At 39.8% G+C, this 22,284-nt stretch carries 23 protein-coding genes; 2 read left to right on the forward strand and 21 right to left on the reverse strand.

Translation table 11 applies throughout. The features are described from left to right. The 6 genes from rsmB to gmk form a co-directional block, all read right to left on the reverse strand. Positions 1-1,380 (reverse strand): 16S rRNA (cytosine(967)-C(5))-methyltransferase RsmB, encoded by a 1,380-nt coding sequence (gene rsmB, locus IGK72_RS12385; RefSeq protein ID WP_002367437.1) that lies wholly within the window; start codon positions 1,378-1,380, stop codon positions 1-3. A 5-nt stretch (positions 1,381-1,385) separates the two neighbouring features. After that, positions 1,386-2,327, reverse strand: a complete 942-nt coding sequence (fmt, locus tag IGK72_RS12390) for a methionyl-tRNA formyltransferase (protein WP_002367438.1) — start codon at positions 2,325-2,327, stop codon at positions 1,386-1,388. Next, complete coding sequence (gene def / locus IGK72_RS12395; RefSeq protein ID WP_002371656.1) at positions 2,320-2,814, reverse strand: peptide deformylase; 495 nt, start codon at positions 2,812-2,814, stop codon at positions 2,320-2,322. The genes fmt and def overlap by 8 nt, the downstream gene beginning before the upstream one ends. A 26-nt stretch (positions 2,815-2,840) precedes the next feature. Next, complete coding sequence (priA, locus tag IGK72_RS12400; protein ID WP_070416073.1) at positions 2,841-5,273, reverse strand: primosomal protein N'; 2,433 nt, start codon at positions 5,271-5,273, stop codon at positions 2,841-2,843. Positions 5,274-5,427: 154 nt separating this feature from the next. After that, complete coding sequence (gene rpoZ, locus IGK72_RS12405) at positions 5,428-5,730, reverse strand: DNA-directed RNA polymerase subunit omega (RefSeq protein ID WP_002354916.1); 303 nt, start codon at positions 5,728-5,730, stop codon at positions 5,428-5,430. A 4-nt stretch (positions 5,731-5,734) separates the two neighbouring features. Further along, positions 5,735-6,349: a guanylate kinase gene (gene gmk, locus IGK72_RS12410; RefSeq protein ID WP_002354915.1), complete on the reverse strand. Its 615-nt coding sequence runs from the start codon at positions 6,347-6,349 to the stop codon at positions 5,735-5,737. A 222-nt stretch (positions 6,350-6,571) separates the two neighbouring features. Between gmk and IGK72_RS12415 the strand changes: the two genes are divergently transcribed. Further along, entirely contained in the window at positions 6,572-8,053 is a 1,482-nt protein-coding gene (locus IGK72_RS12415) for a DUF1958 domain-containing protein (RefSeq protein WP_002389422.1), read from the forward strand. 43 nt (positions 8,054-8,096) lie between these two features. Here IGK72_RS12415 and IGK72_RS12420 read toward each other — a convergent pair whose 3' ends face one another. The 13 genes from IGK72_RS12420 to gnd all read right to left on the reverse strand — a co-directional run bounded on the left by IGK72_RS12420 (position 8,097) and on the right by gnd (position 18,161). Continuing rightward, entirely contained in the window at positions 8,097-8,402 is a 306-nt protein-coding gene (locus IGK72_RS12420; protein ID WP_002383233.1) for a hypothetical protein, read from the reverse strand. A 55-nt stretch (positions 8,403-8,457) separates the two neighbouring features. Then, positions 8,458-9,342, reverse strand: coding sequence for a YicC/YloC family endoribonuclease (locus IGK72_RS12425; RefSeq protein WP_002359037.1), 885 nt, complete (start codon positions 9,340-9,342; stop codon positions 8,458-8,460). 16 nt (positions 9,343-9,358) lie between these two features. Beyond that, positions 9,359-9,577 (reverse strand): YdbC family protein, encoded by a 219-nt coding sequence (locus tag IGK72_RS12430; protein ID WP_002381076.1) that lies wholly within the window; start codon positions 9,575-9,577, stop codon positions 9,359-9,361. 176 nt (positions 9,578-9,753) lie between these two features. Continuing rightward, positions 9,754-10,224 (reverse strand): ASCH domain-containing protein, encoded by a 471-nt coding sequence (locus IGK72_RS12435; protein ID WP_002361000.1) that lies wholly within the window; start codon positions 10,222-10,224, stop codon positions 9,754-9,756. A gap of 311 nt (positions 10,225-10,535) precedes the next feature. Continuing rightward, a complete protein-coding gene (locus tag IGK72_RS12440; RefSeq protein WP_002354907.1) occupies positions 10,536-11,189 on the reverse strand; it encodes a bifunctional 4-hydroxy-2-oxoglutarate aldolase/2-dehydro-3-deoxy-phosphogluconate aldolase in 654 nt (217 codons plus the stop codon). Positions 11,190-11,193: 4 nt separating this feature from the next. Continuing rightward, positions 11,194-12,267, reverse strand: a complete 1,074-nt coding sequence (uxuA, locus tag IGK72_RS12445) for a mannonate dehydratase (protein ID WP_016626286.1) — start codon at positions 12,265-12,267, stop codon at positions 11,194-11,196. Between the two features lie 23 nt (positions 12,268-12,290). Further along, positions 12,291-12,743 (reverse strand): PTS sugar transporter subunit IIA, encoded by a 453-nt coding sequence (locus IGK72_RS12450; RefSeq protein WP_070416072.1) that lies wholly within the window; start codon positions 12,741-12,743, stop codon positions 12,291-12,293. 77 nt (positions 12,744-12,820) lie between these two features. Continuing rightward, positions 12,821-13,327, reverse strand: coding sequence for a PTS system mannose/fructose/N-acetylgalactosamine-transporter subunit IIB (locus tag IGK72_RS12455; protein WP_002354904.1), 507 nt, complete (start codon positions 13,325-13,327; stop codon positions 12,821-12,823). A gap of 21 nt (positions 13,328-13,348) precedes the next feature. Continuing rightward, entirely contained in the window at positions 13,349-14,221 is an 873-nt protein-coding gene (locus tag IGK72_RS12460) for a PTS system mannose/fructose/sorbose family transporter subunit IID (protein ID WP_002354903.1), read from the reverse strand. A gap of 20 nt (positions 14,222-14,241) precedes the next feature. Continuing rightward, positions 14,242-15,078, reverse strand: a complete 837-nt coding sequence (locus IGK72_RS12465) for a PTS mannose/fructose/sorbose/N-acetylgalactosamine transporter subunit IIC (protein ID WP_002354902.1) — start codon at positions 15,076-15,078, stop codon at positions 14,242-14,244. Positions 15,079-15,090: 12 nt separating this feature from the next. Then, positions 15,091-16,197 carry an iron-containing alcohol dehydrogenase family protein gene (locus IGK72_RS12470; RefSeq protein WP_002367445.1) on the reverse strand — a complete coding sequence of 369 codons (1,107 nt, stop codon included), beginning with the start codon at positions 16,195-16,197 and terminating at the stop codon, positions 15,091-15,093. A 14-nt stretch (positions 16,198-16,211) separates the two neighbouring features. Continuing rightward, positions 16,212-17,213, reverse strand: coding sequence for a D-isomer specific 2-hydroxyacid dehydrogenase family protein (locus tag IGK72_RS12475; RefSeq protein ID WP_002367446.1), 1,002 nt, complete (start codon positions 17,211-17,213; stop codon positions 16,212-16,214). A gap of 12 nt (positions 17,214-17,225) precedes the next feature. After that, entirely contained in the window at positions 17,226-18,161 is a 936-nt protein-coding gene (gene gnd / locus IGK72_RS12480; protein ID WP_016627517.1) for a phosphogluconate dehydrogenase (NAD(+)-dependent, decarboxylating), read from the reverse strand. 376 nt (positions 18,162-18,537) lie between these two features. On the opposite strand from gnd, the gene IGK72_RS12485 reads away from it, so the two are divergent. Continuing rightward, complete coding sequence (locus IGK72_RS12485; RefSeq protein WP_002383224.1) at positions 18,538-19,425, forward strand: MurR/RpiR family transcriptional regulator; 888 nt, start codon at positions 18,538-18,540, stop codon at positions 19,423-19,425. Between the two features lie 404 nt (positions 19,426-19,829). Here IGK72_RS12485 and IGK72_RS12490 read toward each other — a convergent pair whose 3' ends face one another. After that, positions 19,830-21,614: an ABC transporter ATP-binding protein gene (locus IGK72_RS12490; protein ID WP_430608820.1), complete on the reverse strand. Its 1,785-nt coding sequence runs from the start codon at positions 21,612-21,614 to the stop codon at positions 19,830-19,832. Further along, entirely contained in the window at positions 21,614-22,213 is a 600-nt protein-coding gene (locus IGK72_RS12495; protein ID WP_070416070.1) for a MarR family winged helix-turn-helix transcriptional regulator, read from the reverse strand. The genes IGK72_RS12490 and IGK72_RS12495 overlap by 1 nt, the downstream gene beginning before the upstream one ends. Between the last annotated feature and the right edge of the window lie 71 nt (positions 22,214-22,284).

Consider the following 22,284-nt stretch of genomic DNA (forward strand, 5'->3'; position numbering starts at 1 on the left):
TTATTTCACCTCATTTGAACTAACTTTCCGCATACAGCAAATAAAGAAGCCATCTGTCATGTATTGATGGGGATACAGAACCAGTTCTTGCTCTTTTACTACTGCTTGGACGTTTTCATTTGCAACAATTTCAATTTTTTCAAATTCAGGGTGTTTGGCTAAAAAGGCTGCCACCACTTCCTGATTTTCTTCTGGCGTAATAGTACAAGTGCTATAGACCATTATACCCCATTGTTTTAGTGTTGGGGCAACACTTTCTAAGATTTCTAACTGAATTTTAGGTAAATTTTGAAAATCATTGGCCGTTTTATGGTATTTAATGTCTGGTTTACGGCGCATTAGCCCTAAGCCTGAACATGGTGCATCAACTAAAATCCGATCAAAGGTTTCTGCGGGAAATTCTTCGGCCACTTGTCGCGCATCAAGCTTTTCTGCTTGGACGACATCCGCTACATGGAGGCGTTGCGCATTTTCATTAATTAGCTTAATTTTGTGCGCATGAATATCTAAAGAGGTCACACGACCACCTGCTTCAGCCTCTAAAAAAGTTGCGATATGAGTCGTTTTGCCACCAGGAGCCGCACAAGCATCCAAGACACGATGATGCGGTTCAATTTGCATCGCTGGAGCCACGAGCATAGAGCTTTCATCTTGAATGGTTAAACAACCGTTAATAAACAGTTCACTGCCAGCTAAGTAGCCTTTTTCAGCGACAACACCATAAGGGGAAAGTTGACTTTCCTTCGCGGCAATCCCTGTTTCTTGTAATTCTTCCAGCGCTTCTTCTCGTGAAATAAATCGTGTGTTTACTCGGCCACTCGCATGACTTTTTTCAAATAATGACAAACCTAACTGCCGTGTTTCTTCTTCGCCTAATTGGGCAAGTAATTTTTCTGTTAACCAACGTGGCATGCTAATTTCCGTTGCTAAACGATCAACTGGATCGCTAATTGCGGCCAAACTAGGTGCTCCATTTCGTTGGAACGCCCGCAGCACGCCATTCACGAATTTACCAATCCCAGGATTGCCACGACGTTTGCCAATTTCAACCGCTTCATTAATGACTGCATGATCGGGCACTTTATCTAAATAAAGTAATTGATATAACGATAAAATCAATAAATTTCTCACCCAATTATCGACTTTTTGCGGTTTCTTAACAAATGGTGTTAAGTAGTATTCCAACAATAATTTGCGACTAATTGTGCCGTAGACAAGTTCTGTAAACAAGCGGCCATCTTTCTCGCTTAGTTCTGATTTTGTCATCATTTCATTAAGTAAAAGATTGGAGTACGCCCCACCTTTATCCACACGTTCGATGGTTTCTAAAGCAACGTATCGAACAGAACGTTTTAATTTCTTGGGGATTTTTTCAGCCATTTTTGTTAGTCCACCTTATCTTTTTCTGCGACATTTTGACCAACGCCATTTAAAAATTCTTGAATCGTTAATTGACCTTTACCTGCTGGTTGCAGGCGATCAATTTGAAGGACTGTCCCTTCACCACAAGCAATCCATAGCACTTTTTTACTACGCTGGATAATCGTTCCTGGGGCGCTGGTTGTTGTTTCAGTCAGTGGTGTCACTGCCCAAATTTTCCAGTTGGTCCCTTGATAGGTTGTGAACGCTGTTGGCCAAGGACGCATACCACGCACTTGGTTATCAATTGCCTCAGCGGTTTTTTGCCAGTCAATTCGTTCTTGTTCTCGAGTAATATTTGGTGAAAAAGTAGCCTCTTCTTCCACTTGTGGAATAGGCGTAATTTCGCCAGCAATTAGCTTAGGTAACGTCTCTAATAAAAGTTCTTTTCCTAGAATGCTTAATTTTTCAAACATGGTGCCTACATCGTCTTGTTTCGTAATCGGAATTGCACGTTGCGATAAAATCGCGCCAGCATCCATTTTTTTCACCATTTCCATAATCGTGACGCCTGTTTCTTTTTCTCCTTCAATAATCGAGTAATGTACAGGTGCGCCGCCACGATATTTTGGTAAAAGTGAGGCATGGACATTAATCGCACCTAGTTTGGGCGCTTTTAAAATTTTCTCTGGTAAAAATTGTCCAAAGGCTGCTGTCACAATTAAATCTGGTGCTAAGTCAATCACTTTTTCCATTTCAGGAGAACCTGAAATTTTCTCTGGTTGTAAGACTAATAAGTTATGTTTTAAAGCTGCTTCTTTGACAGGCGTTGGGGTAATCACTTTTTTTCGGCCAACTGGTCGATCTGGTTGCGTGACAACCGCTTGAACGTCATAGCCTGCCTCGATTAAACTTTCTAAAATCGGAACAGAAAAGGCTGGTGTGCCCATAAATACAATTTTAGTCATCAAAATGTTCCTCCATATACGCTTCTAAATCTTCTGGTGCAATTTTCTCAATCATTTTATCGATAAATAACTCGCCGTTCAAATGATCAATTTCGTGTTGAAAAGCTCGAGCTAAATAGCCGTAAGCCGTAACTTCCATTTCTTCACCTTCACGGTCAAAATAACGGACAGTCACTTCATCTGCTCGTTCAACGGTTCCATATGTTTCTGGAATACTTAAACAGCCTTCCACATCAATACTGGTTCCCTTTTTTTCAATAATCACTGGATTAATTAGTTCAAAACGACCAGATTCTTCATCGATTTCAATCACTGCCATTTGCAAATTTTTACCAATTTGCGGGGCTGCTAAGCCAATCCCATCATGGGCCAGCATTGTTTCATACATATCCTCTAGTAACTGCACAATTTCATCGGTAATAATCGTCACAGGTTGAGCCTTCATTTTTAAGTGTTCGTTCGGGTGAATCACAACTGGATAGCGCATAAGTGCTCCTTTCAAAGCTGTATTTTTTAAATAAAATTCATGGGTTCTGCATCAATGGAAAGCTTTAAGCCACGAGCCGTTGCTCGTTGTGTATCGGTTAAAATTTCTTTCAATAATGGTTGAAGCATTGGTTCTTGTTTATACTTGATAATCACTTGATAAAAGTATCGATTATTGACACGCATAATTGCGTTAGGCGTTGGTCCCAACAAAATAGCTTGCGGCGATAAGCCTTGTTTTAATTTCCTCGCGATTTGAAACATTTGTTTCGCTGCTTCATTTTCTTCAGGATGGCTAGCCGTAATTTGGACCGTAAAATAGTACGGCGGATAATCCCCACGATGACGAATATACATTTCTTTTGTATAAAAATCTTCATAATCTTGGGCTTTTGCCAATTGTATCGCATAATGCTCGGGGTTAAAAGATTGAATGATGACTTCCCCCGGTTTTTCAGCACGACCAGCTCGGCCACTGACCTGTGTCAATAATTGGAAGGTCCGTTCACTGGAACGAAAATCGGGTAAATTCAAGGCGGTATCAGCATTTAAGACACCGACTAACGTCACATTTGGAAAGTCCAGTCCTTTGGCAATCATTTGTGTGCCTAATAAGATATCCGCTTGTCCTTCACCAAATGTTCGCAAAATCTTTTCATGCGCACCTTTGCGACGGGTCGTATCAACATCCATTCGGAGAATACGACTGTCTGGTAATAACGTTTGTAATTCTTCTTCTACTTTTTGTGTGCCTGTTCCGTAGTAGCGAATTTTATCTTGGCCACAGTTAGGACAGCGATAAGGAATCCGTTCTTCATGCCCACAATAATGACATTTCATTGTTTTACTATCCATATGCAAAGTCAAGGAAATATCACAATTCGGACACGGCAACACATAGCCACAATCGCGACACATCACAAATGACGAATAGCCACGGCGATTAAGTAGGAGAACACTTTGTTCGTTTTTCTCTAAGCGTTCTTGGAGTTTTTCTTGCAACGACATGGAAAAAGAAGAGACATTGCCATTTTCTACTTCTTGCCGCATATCCACTACATCAATCGTAGGCAAGGTTGCCGCTTGATTGGCACGCTGTGTTAATCGTAACCGCTGATAAACATTTTTTTGTGCGCGAGCGCGTGATTCCAAGGACGGCGTGGCACTACCTAAAACAACAGGGCAATGATGGTACTCCGAACGCCAAATCGCTAAATCTCTCGCGTGGTAGCGGGGGGGTTCTTCTTGTTTATAACTTGCCTCGTGTTCTTCATCAATAATGATCACACCGATGTTTTCGATTGGCGCAAAAATGGCTGAACGCGCGCCAACCACCACTTCCGCTTCTCCTCGTTCGATCTTCCGCCACTCATCGTATTTTTCACCTTGCGATAAGCCACTGTGCATTACAGCAACATGTTCGCCAAAGCGACTTTTAAAGCGTTGCACCATTTGCGGAGTTAAAGAAATTTCAGGGACAAGCATAATGGCTGTTTTGCCTTGGTTAAGAACTTCTGCAATGACCTGTAGATAAACTTCTGTTTTCCCACTTCCTGTAATACCTTCCAATAAGTAGGTTTGGCTTTGCTGTTCTTGGACCGATTGTAAGATTGTTTCCACAGCCACCTGTTGTTCTGCATTCAAAGATAACGCAGTCGTTTTTTCAAACGTCTGATTAGCAAACGGATCACGATACGCTTCTTTTTCAATGAACGTTAACCAGCCGTTTTTGGCCGCTTCATTTAAAAGCGCGGTACTGAAACCTAATTCTTTCATTTCCTTCACAGCGGTGACTTTTTCAGTGCCCAAGCGTTGTAAATAGTAAAGAAGTTGCCCTTTCTTCTTAGCTCCCTTGCGTAACCCCAAACGAATTTCCTCTAGTTGTTCAAATTCCTTAGCGGCTTGAATGAAGCGGACCATTTTGACTTTATTTCTCGTCGTAACTTCGTAGCGAATATCGACTTTTTGCTGTTTACGCAACGCCATTAGTTGAGGCAAAAGCCCACGTTCTTGCGCTTGGTCCCACGAAATTTCCTCTAAACCATAAAATAACTGATCTTGTAATTCTTCAGAAAGCTCATCCGTTAAATAAATATATTTTTGGTAATCGGCACGCATTACGCTAGGCAACATAGTTTGCAAACAAGTGATTTTAAAGGCAAACGTTTTTTCCTTCATATAATCAGCTAAAGCCAACATTTCTGTATTTAAGACAGGTTTTAAATCCAACACCGCCACTAGTTCTTTCAACTGAACATTGGTTTCGTCAAGAACCGTTGCAGCCACTGGTTCAATGGCTAGAACAAACCCTTGAACATGCCGATTACCGTTACCAAAAGGCACTTCTACACGCATGCCGACAGCCAATTGCTCATTTAAATTTTCAGGAACTAAATAAGTGAATGGTTGATCGGTTTGCATCGTTGGTACATCCACAATAACTTTGGCTACTTTTTGCATGGTGCGTCCTCCTTTTTATGTAAATTCTCTTTGCCTATTGTACTAAAGATTGACTGATTTGTCTTGTGTGTCTCGTTGGCACCTTTCAGAATAAACGAAGAGAAAGCCTCTGAAATAGACAGACGGCTTTCTCCATTCGTTGACAATCATTCAATTAATTTTTTTCGTCACGTAAACGGTTTTCTAATTCTTTTTGTTCTTGTTCACGTTGGCGTTTGCGTTCTTCACGTTCAATGCGTAGACGTTCACGTTTTTCTTCAGGATTTGGATCACTGATCACTGTTCCTGCTTCGATTTCTTCTAACGCACGACCCACACTTTTTACAGAATCAAAGGATTCAACGGTTGGTTGAACGCCTTCATCTAATTCATGCGCACGTTTGCTTGCTAAAATAACCAAAGAATATTTTGAAGGGACTTCTTTTAACAATGAGTCAATTGACGGTTTTAACATCATAAGGCTACATCTCCTCTAACATTTTAATATATTTTCCAATTACACGGTCAACACGGAAGTGCTCACTCGCGATAATGTCTTTAATTCGTTGCACGGCTAAAGGAACTTCATCATTCACTACCGCATAATCATACAGCGCCATCATTTCGATTTCTTCTCTGGCCACAGCCATTCGTTCTTCAATCACAGACATTTCGTCTGTTCCGCGGCCAATAATTCTTGATTTTAATTCCGCTAAATCGGGGGGTGTCAAAAAGATAAATACGCCATCAGGCACTTTGTCTTTGACTTGTTTAGCCCCTTGGACTTCGATTTCTAAAAAGACGTCTTTGCCTTCATCTAGCGTCTGGTTAACATACGTTAATGGTGTCCCATAATAGTTACCAACATATTCCGCATATTCCAACATTTCTCCAGCTTCAATCATCGCTTCAAATTCTTCTCTTGAACGGAAATAGTAATCTACTCCATCCACTTCGCCTTCTCGCTGTTTCCGAGTGGTCATTGAGATTGAATATTGAAAATCATTTTCTTCACTGTCGAAAATAGCCTTTCTTACAGTCCCTTTCCCCACTCCTGAAGGACCTGACAATACGATTAATAACCCGCGCTCTGACATAACGACTTCCTTTCAAAACATAATTTCACAGTATTAGTTCTATTTTGCACTTTTTTTCTGCAATTTTCAAGACTTTCTTGGAGATTCACTGAAAAAATAACATTTCTTCTTTAATTTGGCTTTCATAACTTGTTCTTTTTTTAAACAAATTACCTAGAATTCCTATACAGGCAGCCATTTTTTAAGTAAAATGAAGTGATGACTCCTTTAGGATGAAAAAACGTGAATAAGAAAGGACTGAGAAACATCGCACGAATTAAACCATTTACATTGTTTCTGCTAGGCTTAGTTGTCAGTTGTGGGGCCTTTTTTGCCCAACCTACTGTGACTCACGCAGAAGAAGATATTACCGCAATTGCTAAAAAAATGGGGACAACCCTGAAAGCGGATGGCATTCCCAAAGCAGCCATCGTTGTTGATGCTGATTCTGGAGAAATTCTCTGGTCGCAGCAACCAGATTTAGCGTGGAATCCTGCCAGTATTGCCAAAGTGATGACCATGTACTTGGCCTTTGAAGCAATGGAGCAAGGAAAATTTACAATGGATACGACTGTGACTGCTACGCAAAAAGATGTCGATATTTCTAAAATATATGCCATTAGTAATAACAAAATTACGTTAGGTGTTGCTTATCCAGTCCGTGAACTGTTAAAAATGATTGCTGTCCCCTCTTCTAATGTGGCGACTCTCATGTTGGCAAACTTAATTTCAGGGAACCAGCCTACTGACTTTGTTCATTTAATGAATCAAAAAGCGGCTGAATTAGGGATGACAAATACTACCTATTACAACTGCAGTGGAGCGCAAGCAAGTGCCTTTAACGGCCTGTATCAAATGCAAGGAATTGACCCAAATGGCGATAACGTCTCTACAGCTAGAGATTTAGCTTCACTAACCTATCACTTTCTGAAAAATTATCCAGAAATTTTAGAAATCACCAATAAACCAGTGGTGAAAACAATGGTCGGCACGCCTTACGAGGAAACGTTTGAAGCGTACAATTATTCTTTACCAGGCGCTAAGTATGGTTATCAAGGCGTGGATGGTTTAAAAACAGGCTCTAGTCCAACAGGCGGTTTTAACTATATTGCGACTGTCAAACAAGGAGATTTCCGTTTAATTGAAGTCATTTTAGGCGTTGGTAATTGGCAAAACCAAGATGGTGAATACGAACGGCATGTGGCTGGGAATGCTTTGCTGGACTATGCCTATACGACATACGAACGCAAAAAACTTTTAGACAAAGGACCACAAACCATTGATCACAAAAAAGTCACTTTGGCTAACGATTTATACGGTGTCGTTCCCAAAGGCAGTCAGCCTACTTTTAAATTAGTAGCAGGGCAGGTGCAAGTCGACACGCCTTTGACATTGTTAAATAGTACTGTTCAAGCGCCTAAAGTGGCTTACCAAGAAGTTAAGCCAAAACAAACAACAGCTGAAGCTGCGGAAGAATCAAACGAACATTCTGGGGATACCACCGTTGCAGAACCGAATCATTTTATTCCCAAATCGATTGCCACAAGTGTTTTAGTCCTTTTCGGGCTAATCTTCTCAGTAATTACCCGTCAGCTTCAAAAACGTTTAGAACGTCAGAAAAAACACGGCAAAGAAAGCAGTAAAACTGCAGCCATGCGGACAATCTTTTTAAGTGCCGCAGTTCTTTCTTTCCTATGCGCCGTTGGCTTGTTTCTTTTATTCTAATTAAAAAAAATACCACCAAGCGTGAAATGCTTGGTGGTATTTTTTATAAGCCCATATTAGAAAGCGTATTGACCACGTTCATCAATTCATCGCGACGACGAACTTGTTTGTCGACAGGGCCGTCAACTTCTTTCACGTCAATGCGAACAACAAAGTGACGATTCAAAGTAACAAACGTGTCTTCGTTAATTTGGATATTTAATTCTGTTTCAGAATAGCTTGCACAAGCATCTTGCCAGACGTCAAATGGTTCTCTGTCTGAAGCGACTTCTGTTTTTACCACAGAACGACCACTTAATTCTTGAAAGGTTACATCATAAAATTTAGTCATTGCTTTCACCTCTGTCATTTATTCGTTACTTCTATATTATAGCGTTTTCTGGAAAAACACGAAACCATTTTCTCTATTCGACATTTTGAATTTGTTCACGAATCTTTTCTAAGGTTGTTTTCATTTGAACGACACTATTTTTTATTTCAATTGGACTTGATTTCGAACCAATCGTATTGACTTCACGGTTCATTTCTTGAATTAAGAAATCTAGTTCTCGGCCCACTGGTTCTGTTTCGTCAAGCAACTGATGCAACTTATCAATATGGATATCCAAACGATCTAATTCTTCATGAATATCGCCTTTTTCCAATAAAATGGCCATTTCTGTTAATAAGCGTGTTTCATCCACTTGGCTACCTAACCATTCGTTTAATTTCGCTTCAAAACGTTGACGGTATTCTTGTTCAAAAACGCCCACAAACGCTTGCAGTTCTTGAATTGATTGGGTCAACACTGCTACATAGTCAAGCAGGACTTGTTTAATTTGCGTTCCTTCTTGCACACGGCTTTGGTCAAGACTAGCGATGGCTGCTTCAAATGCTTGAACAAGAAATGGTTCAAATGTCTGATCAACGATTTCTGCTTCCACTATTTCGACAAAATCATTTTGCTTTAATAAATGGTTGACCGTGTCCCCTGCATCAAACGTTGCTTCCGGATAGTTTTCCTTTAAATGTTGATCTACCGAAGTTAATAATTGATCAATTAAGTCCCACTGCACGCGCACTTCTTTTTGATTGTTGCCGATTTTTTGGAGATTTACATAGACTTCCACACGTCCACGTTTTAACGTGCGTTTGATTACTTGCCGAATCACCAGTTCATAGGCATTCAGTTCCTTTGGCATACGCAATTGAATATCTAAAAACCGCTGGTTGACACTTTTGACTTCAACATCCAATTGATAATTTTCATTTTGAATGGTCTTTTTTCCAAATCCAGTCATACTTTTCATTGACAGGGTGCTCCTTTTACATGGATTTAATTGTTTTGCTTAATTCAGCAAATTCTTCGTTAGTTAAGGTGATGCCTTTACCCATTTTTTCGTGATCAGGGGCCCACTCACGCAAATCAAATTTTGGTGGACGACCATTCCAACTAATTAAATTCAATTCTTTACGCCAGCCACGAGCATTCTCAGATAACACAGCGACTTCTTCTAAAATTTCATATGAAAATTCTTCTTTCATAACATTCACTCCTTGTTAGTATTCCTTAGGTTATTGTACCATCTTTTCCTCGACACTTAAAATACACATCTCTTTTCTATCACCCTGTCTATATAAACATACGCAAATTTTTCAAAAAATCAGTAAAAAAAAGCGACAACTGCTCGTTTCAATCGTGTCAGTCACCGCTTCTCTGTCTATTCTTTTTCTCTATAAAGATCCACCACTTCAAAACTTTGGCAAACTAACAGCATGTCGGGATAAAATTGTAGCTGATAGGGGGCCAGTTCTTCTTTAAAGAACCGCGCATGCTCTTCATACCAATAATCCAGCGTCAAATCTCCTTCACCTTCCGCTTGTGCAAAAGATTCTGAGACCTTATTCATGGGCATAATTTCAACTTTGGTTGTTCGAATAATAGCCAGCGGTTGAGACTGACCATCTAAAATTATGTCGTATTGACCAGCTTTAGGGAGTTGTTCTTCTTCCATCTTATAAATATCTAAAGAAGAACATGTCGCTGTCTTACGACCAGAAACGACCAATTGACCCAAACGATTACCCATCTCAGAAGAGCCATCACCAAACATCCACACATCGGGCATCAACATATCTAATTCATGTTTATCTAAAAAGTTTTGCCAGAACACTTCTACATTTTTTAACATCCTTTGCTCTCCTTTTTATTTTTACTTCACGCAACCTTCTTTCACTAATTATACATAACTGATTGCTTTTCTCCTATACTATTTTTACAAAATGAAAACTAAAATAATGTCAGTAACATTTGGACAAAAAAAAGAGAGCGTGGGACAAAAATCACTTTGGATTTTTGCTCCACGCTCAAAAACTTATAAACGGCGGGAACAGAAGCAACTCCTTCGGAAATAAGCCGAAATTCTCCAAAAATTACAGAACAATTTTCGGAAATTCCTTCTTATTTCTCGGAGTTAAACGCTTCTGTCCCGACCTCATCTTTTTATTTTGCTTGTCGTTCTTTGATTTTCGTGAGTAAAGATTGAACATGCTGGCGTGCCGAAGCTTCATCTTCTTGAAGCATCTTTTCCGATAAAATAAAGGAGCCGCCCACTGCTAATACTTCTTTTGCTTCCACATACTCTATAAAGTTTGTTTCATCAATCCCACCAGTTGGTAAAAATTGAACATCATAAAACGGGCCACTTAAACTTTTGATGGCTTTTAACCCGCCGTAAATATCGGCTGGGAAAAATTTAACCACTCGTAAGCCATACGCCAGCGCTCGCTGAATCTCCCCAGGCGTAGCTGTTCCTGGAAAAATAGGCACCTCATTTGCCAGACAAAAATCAATGACTTCTGGAACAATCGCTGGGGAAACAATGAACTGCGCACCGTTCGCTACTGCCTCTTGGGCTTCTTTCAAGGTTCTAACAGTTCCTGCGCCTACTATTAAATTCCCTGAAGCAGCAAGTTGTTTGATGGCAGGCAAGGCCAGCTGACTCCGAAAAGTGACTTCAATAAACGGTAATTCGTTTTCTACTAAGACCGATTCTACTTGTGGCAAATAGCGTAAATCTGTTGCAGTGTATAGTGGTAAAAGTTTACATGTCGCTAATTGTTGATACAGTTGATTTTTTTCAACTTTTGTTTCCATTCTGTCACTTCCTATTTTGTTTGGCTTTGGTTGCTTCGTACAGTCCTTGAATATAGGTCAACCCCATTGCTCGATCATATAAACCATAACCAGGCATCGCTTTTTCATCCCAAATTGCCCGCCCATGATCAGGACGAATAACACCTTCATACTCTACATCTACCAGTGCTTGCATTAATTCCGCCATATCTAACGAACCAGCGACACTCGGATGCGCCGTTTCTTCAAAACGATGCTCACCTAAATACTTCACATTGCGGAAATGAACAAAATTAATTCTGTGACCTATTTCACGAATCATAGTAGGCAAATCATTCGTCGGGTCCGCACCGAGGGAACCTGTACAAAATGTAATCCCATTTGCTGGTGAGTCCACCAAGGAAAGGATCCGTTTTAAATCCGCTAAATTTTTAGTGATTCTTGGCAAACCAAAAATTTCCCAAGGTGGATCATCGGGGTGAATCCCCATTTTGATATTTTCTTCTTCACAGACAGGAATCACACGTTCTAAAAAGTAGCGCAAATTTTCGACCAAATCTTCTTCTGTTACGCCGGCATACATGGCTTTCAATTCTTGAAATTGTTGCAAACGCTCCTCTTCCCAACCTGGTAACCGGAATCCTTTTGACTGACTGTGAATCAATTGATACATGTCTTCTGGCTGCATGTTCTCTACCACAGCTTGATCAAATAACAACGATAAGCTGCCATCTTCATTCTCATACGCCAAGTCCGTTTTAGCCCAACCAAAAATAGGTTTGAAACTGTAGCACACTAAGGAAATTCCACATTTCCCCAAGTTACGCAACGTCTGACGATAATTATCAATATAGTGGTCTCGTTGATCCGTCCCCGCTTTAATGGCATCATGAATAGCGACACTTTCAATTCCTAAAAGTGCTAATCCTTCTTGTTCCACCGATTGTTTAAGTGCCTGAATTTCGGCTACTGTCCAAACATCACCTGGTAGTTTATTTAACAAGGTACCGACAACACCAGTAATTCCTGGAATCTGTCGAATATGTTTTAACGGAATGGCATCGCCTGCCGCTCCGTACCATCTAAATCCCCATTTCATTGCTTTCACCCTTTACTACATTCTTAAAAATCATCGTCCTCATCCTCTTCGTCCTCAAAGGAAGTCATAGAAATATCCCATGCTTGCACACTTTCTTTGCCTTGCGCAACAATCGCTTGCGCCGCTTCAGCAATCGGTGTGCCCAATAATTGATGGTTTATCGCTTCTAAGACCATTGGTAGGTTGGTACCACTCACCACAAAGATTTTCTTTTGTAGAGCTGGTTCGAGTTCGTTAATCACCAAAACTGCCTGATTGTAAGGACTCGCACTTAATAAGTCAACCATGACCAACACGCCATCCCCTTGTTGGACGTTCTCAACCGCTGTTTTAATTTGTCCGCCTAGTGCTTGGACATCGTCTCCACTATTTAGATTAACGGTTTCGATATTTTCGGTTGCGCCCATAATCACGGTAGCTGCGTCTTTCGCACCGTCACTTAGTGCACCGTGTGTAGCAATCACAATCCCTAACATAAAAGTTCCTCCTTCAATTCAGTGGCTTGAGTCATTACTTCAAACAGTCATGCAATGACTCAAGCGACTGGCCTTTTTTATAAATTAAATTTGCCTAAAACCTCTTTTAAACTAGTTTTTGGTGCAGAAGGCGTTGCTTGGAAATAAATATCTTCTACGCCATACACCTCATGTAGTTCTTTTAATTTTTCGGCATCTTCTTTGTTTAAATAAACTGATTTGGTTACTAATAAATCTTTTTCTGGATTCTTCTGTGCAATACCGCCGATGTTTAACTCCTTCATAGGGACTCCGTGTTTTACTAAGTCATAAATTACAGAGACGGTTTTAGCGATTAAAATACAGTTGTACTCTTTGAATTGGTATTCATCCCAATAAAATTTAGCTTTTTCCGGCGTAATGACAATGGTTTTTTGTCCTGTCCGACTGCCTGCACTTTTGTATAAATCACGCATAAATTTATCCTTTGCCACCACTTCATCGACAACGAAAATGGAATTAACGCCACTTTTTTGGGACAAGGTCACCATCACTTGTCCATGAATTAATCGTTCATCTACTCTTGCTAAATTTACTACGCCCATCTGATTCACGTCCTTTTCTTTTTATAAAATACCGACTGTTGCTAAGACAATTAGGATACCTGTTAACCACAATAATGCTTGCGTAACTTTCAAGCCTTTTTTCGTATAGAACCAATACACGCCCATTACGACAGCTAGCGGCAAGAGTCCTGGGACAATCTGATCAAGGATATCTTGGACCACAAACTCACGGCCAGAAAGTTTAAATTGAAGAGTTGAAGAAACTTTGACATAATTACCAGCTAAAATCCCCATCATGAACAACCCTAAAACAGATAACATTTCAATAGCTTTTTGAATCCCAGCACTTTGCATTAAGCCTGTGGCATTCCGCCCCATTTTGAAGGATTGTCTCGCAAAGAACACACCTAACAGTACTTGATAAAGGGCAAACGCGACAAAGGGGAAAATCGCGCCTAATGCGCTACCTTGTTGCGCCCACGGCACCGCAATCGCAATAAAAATATATTGAACCGTACCTGAGTCAATCGCATCACCAATCCCCGCTAACGCGCCCATCAAGCCAGCTTTGGTGTTATACATTAAATCATCTTGCATCATGATTTCGCGGCCTTCATGTTCTTCTTTGGCCCGCTCTTGTTCCATGGAAGCCATCAACCCAGTAATGACCCCGCCGCCCCAGCTTAATTGCGTATTGAAAAACAGCAGTTGACGCATATAAGCGGCTTTTAATTGTTCATCGTCTTTATATAATTTCTTTAAAAGTGGCATCATTGCGTACAATAACGAAGGCGCCAAGTAACGTTCAAAGGAATGGGGAATTTCATTGGCAAAATGCCAACGGAGATAGGCTTTTGTAACATCTTTATTGGTAATTTCTTCTGGTGCTAAATTCGTTGTTTTCGGCACGACTTTTTCTGTTGTTTCCGTCATTTCAGTTCCTCCTTTTTCTTTTAAAACCCGTCATCGTAATCGTCATCATCATCAAAATCAGTGGTGGCACTGGCGGAACCAGCACTTTCTGCTACAGGTTTGCCTTTTTGGACTTGCACAAAAATTAACGCAATAATTACGCCAAAGATGGCATACGTTACCATGGTAATTTCCAATGACTTAAAGACGATACTCATGAAGTATGCAAGGAAAAAGAAAACCAAGAAATCTTTTCGACCAATGACATAGACCGTTGTCGCAATCCCAATTGCGGCTAAACCACCACCGACTACTTCTAACACGTGAATCACAACGGTTCCTTCTAATGCTTTAATAATATCGGCAATGACTGGTGCCCCTAAATAAAGAGCAAAAAAGACTAATGGAACGAATAAAATAAATGAGGCAATCGTTGGATACCAGATAATTGAGCGGGCAATTTTTTTAGAATTTAGTTCAGCCACCGCACGATCGGTATACTTCCCTAAAAACGTGTTAATAAAGAAACGGAATTGATATAAATAACTTCCTAAAAGACCGACAGGAACCGCTACGGCAATAGCCGCTTCCGGCTTCAAATTCCCTAGCAACGCAACTGGCACAGCAATCGCTGCCGCAATTGATGGTTCTGCTGGCATAGAGCCACCTGGTGAAAAAACACCCATGTAAATCATTTGTAATGCTGCGGTGACAATCATCGCTTTCGGGACATCGCCCATCACTAAACCTGCTACTAACCCTGTCATTAAGGGCGAGAAACGCAACGTTAACGTTGCTCCTCCTCCAAGCCATCTGGACATAATTGCTGCCACCCAAAGCGCCATTATCAAACTTTGTAAAACACTTAACGTTTCCATAGTTCCTCCTTCTTATCCTTGGTTTTGGATATACTTTTCTAGCTCTTCAATCCCTTGACGTAAACGTTCTTCCGAAATCTCAATAGGAATTAAATGAACCTTTTCTTTTGAATCAATAAATTGAACCATTGCATCGAGTACTGCTTCTTCTTCTGGGTAAAGGCCCATTTGTCGTAACGACATGGGCAAGTTTAGCTCTTGATAAAAAGGGATTAATGCGTCTATGATGGCCCACCTTTTTTCCAATGCTAATTGATAGAAGATGCCGTAAGCTACTTTTTCGCCATGTAAATAGTCATGACTTTTTGGTAAAAATTTACTCATAGCATCATGCATGGCGTGTGCTGCTGCATTGCGGGCGTATTTGTCGCCGAAGCCGCCGACTAATCCAGAAACAGCGAAAACAATTTCTGAAAGATGGACAAATTCAGGCGTGAGTTTGCCCTCATCCATCGCTGCTAAGGCTGCTTTTGAGTCCCGCATAATCGCTTCTTGCGAAAGCTTGGCGGTCGCTCCCGCTAATTGTAAAAAGGGTTCCCCTTGCAAATGGGCTTGGCGTAAAATGGTCTCTGATTCATACCATTTCGCTAACGTATCAGCTAAACCAGCGACAAAATAATCACGGGGCGCATCAAGAAGCAACTTAGGATCAGTGATTAAAAACGCAGCTTGGCGAAAGAAATGTTCCGTTTTGCCTTCGGCCGCGCCATTTTCTTGATACATCACAGCTAACGGTGTCCACGGCGCACAGTTACTAGCCAAAGTAGGGACCAAGCCAAAATTCAGATTGTTTAAATGGGCGCTGTAGCCCACTAAATCGGCTAACTTACCGCCGCCGACTCCCAGAAGAAAGTCAATCTGGTGTTCCTTTATTTGCTGTGAAATTTGTTCGGCGCCAAAATAACTACATTCTCCTGTGTAAGTGTGATAGAAGAATTGATACTCTGAATCTGCCAAGAAGGACAAAAATGGCTGAGCTTTTTCAAAGGATACGGTGCCATGCACCACCAAAATTCGTTGGGCGTGATATTCCTTGAAAAGTGACGGCACCGAAGCTAAGGCGCCTTCGTGGTAACGATAAAATTGCGGTCCAACTTTCACTTTTAAATCAGTTAACATGCTCCTCCTCCTTCTTAACTAACGTAACGACTGACTTCTTGCACTGCCCGTTGAGGTAAAATACCTTGCACCACGTCTTCCACATCTTGCACGCATTTTTCTCCCATCGCTTGCAGGCATTCCATGGTATAAGCGGAGGTGTGCGGCGTCATTACTACATTTTCAAACGCAAGATAAGGATGATTTTTCCGACCTGGTTCCTCTTCTAAAACATCTGTCCCAAGCCCAGCAATTTTGCCCGATTGTAAGCCGACAATCATGGCTTCTTCATCAATCAAGGCGCCTCGTGCGCTATTGGAAAGATAGACGCCGTCTTTCATCTTGGCAATTTCCGCCGAACCAATCATGTGATAACTTTCTTCAGTTAAATTGGCACATAAACAAATGATGTCAGCTGAAGCTAGCAACGTATCTAAGTCTACTTTTTTGGCTCCATAACTTTGCAGATAAGTGGCGGATTTATAGGGATCATACGCTAACACGTCACAGCGAAATCCGTTTCGTAACGTCTCCACGACACAACTTCCTGTGTTCCCAACACCAATGACACCCACAGTTTTGTTAAATAACGTCCGACCGACAAAATTCGCTCGTTTTTCCCATTGATCTGCTTTAACGCTGGCATCTGCAGCCACGGTTTGCCGTAAAACAGCTAGTAAATTTGTGACATTGTTTTCCGCCACGGCATCTCGTTCTACTAAAGCTGGGATGATGGAAACAATTGTCTCGTGCTGTTTTGCAGCGTCTAAATCGATGTTGTTATACCCAATACCATGGCGAGAAATCAGCAATAATTCATCTTTATGTTCAAAAAATTCTTTCGTGAAAAATGGCGTCACGCTAGCAATAATAATCGTATATCCTTGTAAACATTCCGCTAACTCTTTGCCACCAATTTCACTGTCGACTGTAAAATGCTTCACGGTGCCTATTTTTTCTAAGCTCGTCAAGTGTTCAGGAAAAATTTGACCAAAACTACTGGAATTCACTATGGCAATTTTTTGTTTTTTTAACATGACTAAACTCCTTTACTGACTTTTTACGACTTCATGCCCGCCAAATCCTTGTCGCAAAGAAGCGACCACTTTGTTTGAAAAATGATTTGCTAGCATACTTTCATTTCGAGTAAATAAGGACAACGCCGTAGTTGGGACGGGCATCTCCAAACGCAATGCTTCTTCAATCATCCATTTGGCTTCGCCATTTGCTGCAACTTTCCCTTCTAGATTGGCTAACGTAGGATTTTCCGCAAAAACCTCTTTCGCTAAGCCCATCAAGCGAGCTTCAATAATCGAGCCGTGATTCCACACATCGGCTACTTTCTCCAACGCAAAATCATATTCGGCAGCTTCTAATAAATTGAATCCTTCGCCCATGGCTTGCATCATGACGTACTCAATCCCGTTATGCACCATTTTCAAATAGTGACCAGCTCCTGATTTCCCAGCATAAAGATACCCTTGTTCACAAGCTAAATCTTCAAAAAATGGGGTTAACACCTTGACGGCTTCAGGCGCACCGCCAACCATTAAACACGCTCCTTCCCGCGCTCCTTTGATGCCACCAGAAGTACCACAATCAATAAAATAAATTCCTTTTTCCTTAGCAAATTGAGCATTCGCAACACTATCATGAAAATTTGAATTGCCACTATCCACAATGATATCCTCTGGTGCTAATTGCTCTACCAATTCTGCCACTAATTGATTGGTAATCTGACCAGCGGGGGTACTTAAAAAAATCACCCTCCTTTTGTTAAGCGCTTTCAATAGTTCCGGCAACGAATCTACAACGGAAAGCCCCTGCTCTCTAGCAGTCGCTCTTGCTTCCTTTGTCACATCAAAGCCAATAATGGGCCAGCCTTGTTCGTGAACATTTAATGCCATGTTCAAACCCATTTTCCCAAGTCCAATAAAGCCAATGTCCATTTTTCTTTCACCTGCCTCTTTTGATACTTCAATCATAAAGGATAAAAAAAATAATGTAAACGATTACACTAATTAAAAAATATTTTTTATTTTTTAGCAAAAATCTTGCCTGCTCAAAAGGTAAAACGTTTTTATTTTTAAGGAGCTTTCATACAAAAAACACAAGTAAATCTCTTGGTATCAGGTTCTTTTTACTGGCTACTTTCTTTAGTTGAGAGAAGTCTTTTCAAGACCCCTTCATTTTTCAGAAAAAAGATTATTTATTTTTTTTGGGCTTTTTTTAAAGAATTTCTTTTTTGTGGAGAAAAAGAGAAATTGTATTTGTCCTCTTTTTCCACTATAATCAGTCTATACCAACAATGAAAAGGCATTCATTTTATTTTTAAAAAAATAAGATTGGAGGAACGTGTTAATGAAAAACCACTATTTGGATCAACGGATTCGGATCAAAAAACCGAATTTGAGCCTCACAGAAAAGAAAATTTCCGATTACTTTGTTCATTCTGAATCATTATTGACACAAATGACGTTAGAAAGTCTTGCCAACGAAATTGGCGTCTCCCAATCTTCCGTGTATCAATTTGTAAAAAAGATTGGCTATTCTGGGTTCCAAGAATTTAAAATTGATATCGCCAGGAATTCTAATTATCAGCCGACTTTTCAAAACGTCAATAGCGTGAATGGCGCCGATGATATTTCACCAGATGATGATAGTATTACGATTGCTAAAAAAGTCTTACAAGCCAATATTTATTCCCTCAGTAACGCCACACAGTTCTTAACAAAGGAGCTGTTAGATAACGTGTTGGCTTTGATGTACTCTGCCAAAACGCTTCACTTTTTTGGGCAAGGTGGCTCCTCGATTGTGGCTTTTGATAGTTTCCATAAATTCATTCGGACCAACTATCGGTGCAACTACATTTTTGATTACCACATGCAGTTAAGTTTTGTCACAAAATTAACCAGTGAAGATTGTGTGTTTATTTTTTCCCATTCAGGCAAAACCAAAGAATCAATCAACCTAGCACGACAAGTTAAAAAAACCAACGCAAAAATGATTACGTTAACCGGTAACAGCGGTTCAGAGTTGGCAGGCTTGTCCGACGAAGCAATTATTGTCGTCACCGAAGAAGGCTTGTTTCGTGCGGAATCCTTGGCTTCACGGATCAGTTACTTAACGGTAATGGATATTTTATATACAAATACGATGTATCACAATTTTGATCAAAATGCCGATTCCTTGAAAAAAATCCGTGATAACATTAGCACGACTAAGACAGATCCGCATTATTTGTCGTAAAGATCTGAATGGTGCTTATTTTTGTAATATCGGTCCTCGCGAATTGGCTTTATACCGTGACTCTACATTTTATGAAGTAAGTGAACTACCATGGAGGTATTTAAAGAGGTCGGGACAGAAGTGTTTAACTCCGAGAAATAAGAAGGAATTTCCGAAAATTGTTCTTTAATTTTTGGAGAATTTCGGCTTATTTCCGAAGGAGTTGCTTCTGTTCCCGCCGTTTATTAGTTTTTGAGCGTAGAGCAAAAATCCAAAGTGATTTTTGTCCCACGCTTTTTATCTTGTGGGTAAAAATAAGTTAGAAAAAAGAACTTGGGGGTTATGTCCAAGTTCTTTCTAAATCTTAAGACAATTAGTTAAATGCATGTGTTGTCTTAGCTTCATTTTAAGTTTGCTTATTTCGTTCATTCCGTTACTTTAAATTGTTCGGATACATATTTAGCGTAAGTTTTATGTTTACTTACTAGCTCATCATGTTTTCCTGAACCAGTTACTTTCCCTTTTTCAACAAAGTAAATGCTATCCGCATCAACAATTGTCGACAATCTATGGGCAATAACCAATGTCGTTCGGCCCTTCATTAAATTAGACAATGCCTCTTGGACCTTCATCTCAGATTCTGAATCTAGGCTAGCAGTAGCTTCATCTAACATTAAAATCTTGGGATTCCGCAAGAATGCACGAGCAATTGCAATACGCTGTCTTTGTCCTCCAGAAATTTTAACGCCACGTTCACCGACTTCCGTATTCAATTTATCTGGCATTTCTTCTACAAATTTTCGCGCATATGCTAGTTCCAAGACATCCCATAGTTGTTCATCTGAGAAGTTTTCTGCTAAGCCATACGTTAGATTATCTCTGATTGTCCCTGCCATAATCGCAGAATCCTGTGATACAAAGCCGATTTGACGACGATAATCTGATAATTTGATATCTTTTATGTCAATATCTCCAAATTTAATTTGTCCTTCTGTAGGTTCATAAAACCTTTCAATTAAACTAAAAATCGTCGATTTCCCGCCACCTGATGGGCCAGCAAAAGCAATTACTTGGTTTGGCTGAGCAGTAAAAGAAATGTCTGTTAAGATAGGTTCCTCTGGTGCATCTTCATAAGAAAATTTTACATTTTTAACTAATAAAGTCTTTTCCGATAAATCAATATCTTGTCCACTTTCAAAGTCTTCAGGTTCTCTAGATAACAATTCTTGCACTCGTCGCGTTGATCCTGCTGCTTTAGCTACTTCAGAAAATAACGTCGCAATGATTGGCATGGCGCCAATAAGATTAAATAGATACATTAAGAAACTCATCAATGTTCCGATTGTCATCACACCAATGGCAATTCGATGCATCCCATATGCTAATAGCCCAAATACCATGCTCATAAAGACCATCATCATAATTGGTTGCATAGATGCATCAAATATTGCTTCTTTTTTCCCTACATTAAATAACCGATCCACTTCATTTGCAGCACGAACCTGCGCCTGAGATTCAGCATTAGAAGTTTTGACTAAACGAATTTCACTCAACGTTTCAGTAGCAAGTCCGTTAAATTGACTCATAGCATCTTGGCGAATGTGACTAACTTTTGAACCAAATGCCATTACTGGAATCATACAAAGGATTACAACAGGAACAGCAATTACCATAGCAAGCGACATATGCCAATCCATTTTAATCATCATATATACCGTACCAATAACTGTAATCACACTGGCAACTGTTTGAGGAAAAGTAACGGCTAACAATTGCTTAACTTGATTAGTATCATTTACGACCCGGCTGGATATTTCACCCGCTTTAACAGAGTCAAAATAAGAAACTTTTAGAATAGTTAATTTATTCCATAAGCGTTTACGCATATTTTGGATGACATTTTCACCAAAAATACCTAAAATTGTCCCTCCTAATGCAGAAACGAGTGCTGAAAATATAAATAATCCAACAACTTTACCTAATAAACTATAATTTACCCCCTTTTGAAAATTATTGACTAAACTTGAAGCAAGTTTTGGAACGTACACTTGGATACTAGAAGAAATCACAAGAAATATCATCCCAATGCCAAGCAGTAAATAGTTAGGCTCTGTCATCTTGATTAAGCCTAAAAATTCTTTAAACGAAAATTTTGTTTTATCTGCTCGGATAGAATCATGACTATTTTTGCCGCCTCCACCTACTGCCATTATCTTCTCCGACCTCTCTTCCATCCTTCAAAGCCACCGTATTCACCATTGAATTCACCAAATCTACCAAAGCCATCATGTCCCATCATCTGTTCTCTAGCTCTACAATATCTAGCTGATATTTTTCTGAAATGTTCCCAATTTTTATCGTCGCCAAAAATTGTTTCAATTTTATCTAAAAATTCTTCACTAGAAATATTCTTTTCTATACGTTCTAAATAATTATTTAAAGACTCTAGTTCCTCCTCTGAAAAGCCCTTAAACATTTCTTCATTAAATCCATTGGAAATATTTCCTTGAGTACTTAAACTTTCTCGTCCCTTATCGGTCAATACAACGAATGTGACCCGAGCATCTGATTCATTTTTGACTCGTTTAACTGCTTTAACAGACTCTAATTTTTTTATGATTTGTGTCACACTAGAAGGTTTTATATCTAAATATTCAGCGATTCTTCCAGCTGTTACATTTTCTTCAGAAGCAAGCAATTTTAACGTTTCAAAAGTGTTATCTGGTTTCTCCTCTATGCTAGAAGCAAAGATTAAGTAAGGTTGTTGAGCAATTTTTAATAGTTTATTTAAAATATCTGTTTTTTTCATAATTTCCTCCAAAAAATTTATTTAGTTTATATATAAGCTAACGAACTAAATAGTAATCTATTTAGTTTACT

It is taken from the genome of Enterococcus sp. DIV0183 (assembly GCF_050541505.1).
GTDB classification, from domain to species: Bacteria; Bacillota; Bacilli; order Lactobacillales; family Enterococcaceae; genus Enterococcus; species Enterococcus faecalis.